Annotated in this window: 4 protein-coding genes; all 4 read right to left on the bottom strand. The window is 71.4% G+C overall.

Going from position 1 to position 6,732, the window contains the following annotated elements; all coding sequences use genetic code 11:
• A partial coding sequence (locus AB0K09_RS27560; protein ID WP_366068118.1) for a DUF6603 domain-containing protein occupies positions 1-2,948 on the bottom strand: 2,948 nt, incomplete at its 3' end.
• A complete protein-coding gene (locus AB0K09_RS27555; protein WP_366068117.1) occupies positions 2,945-4,339 on the bottom strand; it encodes a hypothetical protein in 1,395 nt (464 codons plus the stop codon). The genes AB0K09_RS27560 and AB0K09_RS27555, both read right to left, overlap by 4 nt.
• Position 4,340: 1 nt before the next feature.
• Entirely contained in the window at positions 4,341-5,879 is a 1,539-nt protein-coding gene (locus AB0K09_RS27550; protein ID WP_366068116.1) for a hypothetical protein, read from the bottom strand.
• Positions 5,880-6,004: 125 nt separating this feature from the next.
• Positions 6,005-6,732, bottom strand: a 728-nt coding sequence (locus tag AB0K09_RS27545; RefSeq protein ID WP_366068115.1) for an MFS transporter, incomplete at its 5' end; no start/stop codon positions are given.

Here is a 6,732-nt window from a genome sequence, read left to right as displayed (position 1 = left end):
TGGAACTGGGCCAGGGCGAACATGTCCGGGACGTCGGCGACCTTGTGCAGCCCGCTCCCGGTCACGTCGACGGTGCAGCGGTTGACGTCGTTCGGCCGCTGGGCGCCGATCCGGTCCAGCTTCAGGCCGAGCGGCACGGCGTGCTGCCGCACGCACAGGGTGCCCATCGGATGCAGTACGGGGCCGTCCCGGCCGGGCGACAGGACCCGCAGGGTGACCAGCGGCTCGATGGCCGGGGCCCGGGTCTGCCACCCCTCGAGCTTGGCCAGCTCGCCGGCCAGCAGCGGCATGACGTCGACGGGCGGCAGGGTGGTGTCCCGGGCCTCGCCCCAGGTGATGTCGAAGTCGGCGGAGATCTCGAAGAACAGGAAGCCGATCGAGCCGCGGCCGTGGGCCCGCCACGGCGTGGGTCCTTCGAGCGCGAAGTCCAGGCTGATGCTGAAGACGCCCACGCCGAACGCCTTGAGGGAGACGGAAGCGGCGATGTGGATCGTGAAGGAGAACGGCGAGAACCGGAAGAGCGCGTCGAAGCCGATGTGCCCCTCGACGCTCAGCTCGCTGAACCCGAAGAAGAGATCCGCGGCGGCGCCGAACTGCACGGTGTTGCTGGTCACCGCGAAGTAGCCGGACGCCCGGATGCGGGCCAGCGGCTGGTTGACGATGTCGATGGACACCCGCCGCGGGCTGGGGAACGGCAGGGGAGGCGGGGTGAACGCCGGGTGGAAGCCGCCGACCGTCAGCAGCACACTGGCGTCGTCGCCCCAGGCGACGAGCAGCCCCATCTCGCCCTCGATGGTGATCATCAGAACGTGGGAGTCGAAGAGCGCGGCGAAGAAGTACAGCCGCTTGCGGTCGAACTCGATCGCCCCCGCGAAGTTCACCTGGAGCACCATGACCGGGAGGTCCTGGGCGGGCAGCGCGACCTTCAGCACGCCGACGATCGCGATGTTGCCGGGGATCTCCACGATGACCCCGACCGACACGCTGACCAGCGTGGGCGTGCCCCAGCCGAGCTTCGCCATCGGGCCGATGAGGAAGGTGCCGTCCTGCGGCGGAAAGAACGCCCGCAGGTCGCTCAGGATGCGCGGGGCGTTGGCCACCACGTCCTTGGGGAACATCACCGACTCGACCGCCCCGCTGCGTACGCCCTCCATCAGCGCCTGCAGGTTCATCGTCCGGTTCAGCCCGATCAGCCCGCCGACCGCCAGCAGGGTGAACCCGTACCCCAGCTGGAGTCCGCCCCCGCCGAACTCCGCGGACAGGATGATCAGCAGGGAGAAGCCGCCGCCCGGCAGGCGGGTGCTGATCAGCCCGATCGCCTTGACGTCGAGGAAGCCCGCGAGCCGCAGTTCGAGCGCCCCCGCGTACTCGCCACGGTCGGGATCGGCGTAGAGGAAGCCGCCGCCCTTCAGCATCGCGACGTCGACGGACAGCCCCACCCCATTGGGCGGCTTGAAGGCGAAGTCGAGCTGGACGGGCCCCAGATTGCCGCCGCCGGAGGGGAAGCCGAGCGTGGCGATGACGCCGACCCGCTCCACGGCGGCCCGGACCGGGCCCAGAGCGGCGTTGAGGTCGGCGGACAGCTCCACCGGCATCACCGGGCCGGGCTTGACGGCGAGGTTGACCGCGCGCAGATCGACCGGTCCGATCCGCAGGTGCAGCGGGATCCGGATGTCCAGCGATCCGCTGCCGTGGAAGCGCAGACCGCCGGCGGGGTCGAAGGTGAAGCCGACGCCGAAGCCGGCCTCGATCCGGCCGCCGCCTCCGACGACGGTCTGCAGGAAGCCGTCCCCCGACGCCAGATCGATGACCAGTTTGCCGTCGGTGATCTCGCCCTCGACCGTCGGTCCGGCGGTGGCCTTGCCGTCGGCGAACGCGAGGGTGATGCCCGCCTGGGCGCTGAGCCCGGCGAACTCCAGCCGGCTGCCGCCCGGCTCGCCGAGGACGACGACCGGCTTGGCAGGGTGGACGGTCAGTCCCGCCGTGGCCGATCCGGCGAGCACCCCGTCCGGTGGGGTCAGCTCCGCCTGGAACGGGGGCCGCACGGTGCCGGTCGTGCCAACAGGCAGGGCGCCCTTGAGAGCGATGTGCGCGATCCAGTCGGGCGGCGTCAGAGGGAAGTCGAAGGAGGATTCCGCCGCGCCGGGGAGCACGACTTCGAAGGCCAGGCCGGGCGGTGAACCGGACGTGGTGGGCTTGATGTCCAGGGCGAACGCCTGCAACTCGACCGGATTGCCGCCGCTCGCCGGTTGCAGCAGCACGGGCAGGCCGAGCCGCCCGAGGGCGCCTTCCAGTACGCCCAGCAGCGCGCCCGTGTCGAAGGACGCGTCGCCCCAGTGATAGACGGAGGACAGCAGACCGAGGGGGTCGGTCAGGGCCGGCAGCAGCCGGTCGAGACGTACCGTCAGCCTGTCGAAGTCCGGCTTGGTGGGGTCGGCCGGGTTGCCGGGATCGGGCTGCCGGATGACGACGCCGAGTGTCTCCAGCACGGCGGCGACGGGCGCCGAGAGCTCCAGGACGCCGGCGAGGAGGAGGTCCAGCAGTTTGCGGGGAAGGTCCGTGACGAGGTCGTCGATCTGCTGCTGGGAGATGCCGGGCAGCGACGGTCCGGCGCTCCGCAGCGCGTTGGTCAGTTCGTCGAAGGAGGCGGTGACCCGGCCGCACTGTTCGATCACCTGGAGGCCGCCGGCCGTCATGCCCGGGGTGTCACCGCCGTCCATGGCGGTGACCAGCTGGGCGACCAGCGGTTCCAGCTGGCCCGCGGTGCCCCGGACGGTGGCCCGCGCCGCGCTGATCTGCGACTGGGTCAGAAACGCGTTGGGAAACTGGACGCCGAGTTCGGCGAAGGTCTCCAGCACCTGGTCGTCACCGAGCCGCGCGGCGATCGGCCGCAGCAGCCGGGCCAGTTCCAGGGCCACCCGCTGCAGGGTTCCGGCTCGCTCGGTCATGTGCGCTCTCCCGGGGTCGTCTTTGTCCCGAGTGCGTCGATGAGCTGTCCGTAGGTCATGCCCGGCAGATCGGCCGGGTCGGGCAGGGCGGCGCGCGCGGCCGCGAGGTCCTCGCGCAGCCGGTCGCCGCCGGCCCGGGCGAACAGCGCCAAGAGGCGTTCCAGGCACAGGTCGAGGGGCACGCCGTGGACGGTGCCCGGCAGTCTGGACTCCGGCCGGTCGCGCATCCGCAGCAGAAGCTGGACCAGTGCGGCACCGCCGTTGCGGTACCAGGAGACCTTGATGGCCCGGTCGGTGTTCACCAGGTCGATGAGCTCGCGCTGGTGACGCTGCCACAGCCGCAGGAGCAGCCGGCCGGCCTCGGTCCGTTCGAGGTCCGTCCGGATGCCGGTGACGGCGCCGGCGGCGGCGGGTTCGGCACCGGCCGGCCAGGGCACGCCGACGGGCAGGTACACCGGCTCCCCGGGGGCGCCACCCGGTTCCCCCAGCTCGCCGGCGAACTCGTGGGGCACCGCCGCGTGGGCGGCTCCGGGGACGGTGATGACCTCGTTGGGGTTTCCGTTCGAGACGACGAGCTTGAGCGTCAGATTGTGCTCGGCCTTGAGCCGCTGGAGCACATTGTCGATCAGGTAGGCCTTGGCGTTGCGCGTGTTCGCCTCGAAATGGCTGAGCAGCCCGATGATGTGGCCGGCGTTGTTGACCAAGACCGCCCCGGAGTCGCCCTCCAGGATGAACGTCGCGTTGGGGCACTCGGGGTTGGGGTTGCCCCGGACGATCAGGCGATTGTCGACATTCGCCGAATTCTTCTCCATGCCGATCAGCACCCCGCCCGTCAGCCCGGAACGCTGTCCCCACTTGCGCACGGGGTAGTTGCCCGCCGTGGCCTGTGCCCTGGTCACCGGTTCGGTGCCGGTGATCATCCCGGGGGTGGCGTTCGGGCCGAGGCCGAGGACCGCCGGGCGGAACTTGATACCCGGTGCCAGTCTGACCACGGCTTCGTCCCGGTCGGTGTCCTCCTGCCCGTTGGGATTGCTCCACGGTGGCCCGCCCCGCCCGGCCGCGAACGTGCCGATGATGTCCGAACAGCAGCCCGAGGAGCCCTTGCCCCCGCTGGGGCTGCCCATCCGGGTCACGCCGGGCACGGCGAGCCCGACATCGCTCGGCGCGCACACGTGATTGTTGGTGAGTACGTAGTACTGCTTGGGGCTCACCGTCTCGTCCACCAGGAAGCAGCCGATGGTGCCGGGCTGGCTGCTGCCGTGGGTCATGATCCGGGCGCCGGCGATGAGCGGGCGGTAGGGGGTGTCGTCCCCCTGGGCGATCTCGTCCGGGATCATCGGGTCGTAGCAGGCTCCCATGGGCGGCCCGGCGGCGGCATCGTGGGTGGTCACGTCACCCCGCCTCCGCCGCGCTGAGCCGGTCGATGATCTGCGGGTAGGTGAGCCCGGACAGATCGGGCAGGGCGTCCTTGACGCGTGCCAGCTGCTCCCGGAGGGCCGCGCTCGCGCGGCCGGCGAACAGATCGTGCAGCCGCTCGAAGAGCATGGGCAGCGGGACGTCGTGCACGGTCCCGGGCAGTGTCATGGCCGGCTGGTCCATCATGCGGACGAGCGTCTGCATCAGCGCCGGCCCGCCCGCGCGGTGCCAGGCGGCCGCCGTTCTGCGGTCCTTCTCCAGCAGTCCGGTGAGTTCCCGCTGGTGCTCCAGCCACAGGCCGATCAGGAGCCGGCCCGCCTCCGAGCGGTCGAGGTCGGCCTGGAGCCGGCCGAGCGTGCCGGGCGTGGGCGGCGCCACGCCCGGCAGCCAGGCCGTGGTGGCCGGGGCGGCGTCCTGCAGGTAGTCCGCGCCGTGGACCAGCTCGGGCGGTACGGCCACCCTCGCCGCCCCGGGAACGGTGCCGACCGGGGCGGGGACCGGGGGAGGGGTGGCCACCTTCAGCGGGAGCCGGTTCGTGAACTCGAGCCTGCCGAGCACACCGTCGATCGGCAGTGCCCATCCCATGCTGGCGGCGGCTCGAGCGAAGATCAGTCCGACGACCTCGTTGTGGTTGTTGACCAGGGCTGCCCCCGAGTCACCGCCCTGCACGAACCAGAGCGGTGTCGTGGCCGGCAGCAGCGGATTGGGGTTGGGCTTGACCACGATGGCGTTGTGCTTCACGGCCCCGCCCTGCAGGGTGACCGTCGTCCCGATGGAGTCCACCGTGCCGCCGGTCAGCCGCGACAGCATGCCGCGCTTGCGGACCTGATACGTGTGGTTCCGCACCTCTTCGTCCCTGAGGACGTGAACGCCACGCACCGGGCCGATGTCGATGATCTCCGGCAGCCACTCCATGCCCGGGTCCAGTTCGACCACGCCCTCGTCCCGCTCGGTGTCGAGGCCACCCCCTGCCACCACCCCGATGAGGTTCGAACAGCATTTGGTGATGCTCCCGGCCTCCGACGGCTGGCCGGCCCGCGTGCTCCCCACGGTGGGCTCCAGGAGCTCACCCTCCAGGACGTGCCAGGCGGTGAGGGCGTACTTCTTCGTCGGGTCGGTCTTGTGCTCCAGAAGACAGCCGAGCGTTCCCAGCCCCGAACCGGGCATGTCGACCCTCATCCGCCCTCCGCCCCTCAACGGGCGGTAGCGCTTGTCGTCCGACTGCTTGAGCGTCAGCGTCGGCCTTCCGGCCGGGGGGTTCAGCTGGACCAGCTCGCCCCGTCCCATCTCGGCGACGTCCGTGGGCACGCCGTCGATCTCGGCCGGGATCAGCTCCTCGGGCGGTACGTCCTGCCGGGGCTTCTTCCGCTCCACGTAGACCCGCAGCACGATCTCGCCGGTCGGCTCCCCGCCCCGCTCCCGTCCGCCGATGCCCACGGCGGTGACCCCGGGCAGGGACATCAGGAGTTCGACGGCGCGGTCCCTGGCCGCGCGGATTTCCTCGTCGCTGTACATCGCCGCTCTTTCCCGCCTGAGCGGGGACGTCGGCGACCTCCGGGCGCAGGCTCAACGGGAGCCTGGAACGTCCCACTGACCTCCACGATGCTCACATATCGAGGATCATATGTCGCCTTTTGTAGTCATTTAGCCGTCTGGATGGCCCGATCGCCGTAGCCGGTCCCCTCCTGCCCCGCCGCCCCGGCGCTGTCCCAGCTCCGCCACGTCCGCCACAGATACGCCAGCGCGGGCAGCGTGACCAGGCCCAGGACCGCGTAGGCCGACCGGGCCCCGATGCCCTCGCTCAGCAGGGGCGTGACGACGGGGGAGAGCAGGGCCGCGCCGCCCGTGGCCAGCCAGAGCAGGCCCGAGGCGCGGCCGAGGACCTCGGCCGGCAGGAACTTGACCCGCATCATCACCGCCGTGCTCACCACCGCGCCCTCGCCGACGGCACCCACCGCCAGGGCCGCGACGAACACCGGCCAGGAGGGCGCCAGCAGGAGGAAGAGGGAGAGGGCCCGCACGACCGTGCCCACGGCCAGGGACAGCCGCGGGCGGAAGGTCGCGCGCTGGGCGACCAGGAGGTTGCCGACGAGCATGCAGCCGTTGGTGGCCAGCATCATCGTGCCCGCCGTCTCGCTGGACAGGCCCCAGTCGGTGCGCATGCTGTAGACCGTCAGGGTCCTGAAGCCGGCCCCGCAGGCGAGGGCGACGACGATCTGCGCGACCACCATGGCCAGGATGCGCCGGTCGTCCCTGATGGCCCGCCAGCCCTCCGACAGCTTCCAGCCGCCGGGACCGCCGCCCTGCGCCGTCTTCGCCGCCGTGCGCCGCTCGGGGTGGACGCCCAGCGCCCAGACCACGATCGGCG

It is taken from the genome of Streptomyces sp. NPDC049577, assembly GCF_040675635.1.
Classification (GTDB): domain Bacteria; phylum Actinomycetota; class Actinomycetes; order Streptomycetales; family Streptomycetaceae; genus Streptomyces.
This window is presented reverse-complemented; position numbering and strand designations above follow the sequence as displayed.

What these genes read in the sequence shown, in the direction of transcription:
- AB0K09_RS27550 (WP_366068116.1), bottom strand. Translation starts at nt 5,879, where the DNA reads ATGTACAGCGACGAGGAAATCCGCGCGGCCAGGGACCGCGCCGTCGAA.